A 1,851-nucleotide genomic window follows, 5' to 3' on the forward strand; every position below is an offset into this window, starting at 1 on the left:
TTCGTCCTGATGAGCGGCCATCCAGTTGAGGGCTCCCATCAGTTTGAACGATCCCACCGGGGTCCAGCCGTAGTCCTTGATCCAGACGCGGCGATCGGCGCTAAGCCCGAGTTCCTTTTCCAGGGCGTAGGACCGAATCAGCGGCGCGGGAGATACGTGCGGCCGGATTCGCGGTTCGGCCTTAAGAACGTCGTCGATCGTCGGGATGTGCAGCGACATGGAAGTACCGGATGTTAAGCAAGGATCTCCCGAATCACCTCACCGGCGACATCGGTCAGTCGGAAGTTGCGGCCGTTGTGGAACCACGTCAGCCGTTCGTGGTCGATTCCCAGCAGGTGCAGCATCGTGGCGTGCAGGTCGTTCACGCTGACTCGGTTTTCGACCGCCGCGTAACCGATTTCATCCGTTTCGCCGTAACTGACGCCGCCCTTCACGCCGGCACCAGCCATCCATTGCAGGAAGCCGTTGGGGTTGTGATCGCGACCGTTGGCGTTTTGTGAAATCGGCATTCGTCCGAATTCACCACCCCAGATCACCAGCGTCGAATCCAGCAGTCCGCGTTCCTGCAGATCGGTCAGCAATCCGGCGACCGGCACGTCCGTCGCGGCGCAGTGATCGGTGTGGTTCTGAGTCAGATTGCTGTGAGCATCCCATTCGCCGTCGCTGTAAACCTGCACAAAGCGGACTCCGCTTTCGACCAGCCGCCGCGCCATCAGGCACTTCGACCCGTACGAACGCGATTTCGGATTGTCGATGCCGTACATCGCGTGAGTCGCCTGCGTTTCCTGCGACAGATCGACTACGCGGGTGGCTTCGGTCTGCATTCGAAACGCCAGTTCAAACGACTGCATGCGGTCGGCAAACTCAACGTCGCCGTTTTGTCGCGACAGGTGCTGGTCGTTGAGCGCGGCCATGAAATCAAGCTGAGCCCGCTGATCTTCGGCGGTGACTCGCGGCTGGCGATTCAGGTTCAGAATGGGTGTTCCCTGCGAACGAAACAGTGTGCCCTGAAAAGTCGTCGGCAAAAATCCGGAGCCCCAGTTGTGAGGCCCGCCCTTCGCGCCTTTGGTGTTGCCCATCACGACGTAGCCCGGCAGATTCTGATTGACGGTTCCCAGTCCGTACGTGATCCAGGCTCCGGCGGTCGGGAAGCCGGGTCGAGCCAGGCCGCTGTTGATCTGATAAATCGCCGGCACATGATCGTTGGACTGGCTGTAGCACGACTTGATGAACGCCAGCTTGTCCACGTGCCGGGCAACGCTGGTGTATTTTTCACAAACCCACTGCCCGCAGTCTCCGTACTGCTGAAACGAAAACGGCGACTTCATCAGCGGTCCCGGGTTGCCGAAGAATGCCTGAATGTCCGTCGTCTGTCCGTCGCGTTTTGTCAATTCGGGTTTGGGATCAAAGATGTCGACAGCGCTGGGAGCACCTTCCATGAACAGCCAGATCACGGCCTTTGCCTTCGCGGGAAAATGTCCTTCACGCGGAGCCAGCGGATTGGCGTGCTGCTGATCGGCCAGCAGCCGCTGTTGTCCGAGCATCGACGCCAGCGCAACCATGCCCGCTCCGCCGCCCGCGCGAGACAGCCATTCGCGTCGGCTGAGTGCGCTCGCGATTCGACCACACGGGAACTGTCCGTGACGAGGATTTGTGGAAGCCATTTCGAAATCTTCTAGTCGACGTAAAGGAATTCGTTCAGACAGAACAGCGACTGGCAGTAGTCGGTCACTGCTTCGGCACGAAAGTCGGTTTCGCCGCGAGCCTGCCTGGTTTGTCCCTGGCGCTGCAGGAATTCGACGGCCGCGCGGAGTTCCGCTTCCGTCGCGGACCGCGAAAACGCCAGGTCGA

The 1,851-nt window shown here is 60.1% G+C and carries 2 protein-coding genes; both read right to left on the reverse strand.

The window, feature by feature from the left end:
* The coding region (locus R3C19_27410) for a threonine/serine dehydratase (GenBank protein MEZ6064091.1) at positions 1-219 on the reverse strand (219 nt) is incomplete at its 3' end.
* A gap of 14 nt (positions 220-233) precedes the next feature.
* Entirely contained in the window at positions 234-1,664 is a 1,431-nt protein-coding gene (locus tag R3C19_27415; GenBank protein MEZ6064092.1) for a DUF1501 domain-containing protein, read from the reverse strand.
* Between the last annotated feature and the right edge of the window lie 187 nt (positions 1,665-1,851).

The organism is Planctomycetaceae bacterium (assembly GCA_041398785.1).
Classification (GTDB): domain Bacteria; phylum Planctomycetota; class Planctomycetia; order Planctomycetales; family Planctomycetaceae; genus JAWKUA01.

Coding starts and splice junctions, on each gene's coding strand:
- R3C19_27415 (MEZ6064092.1), bottom strand. CDS start 1,664: ATGGCTTCCACAAATCCTCGTCACGGACAGTTCCCGTGTGGTCGAATC.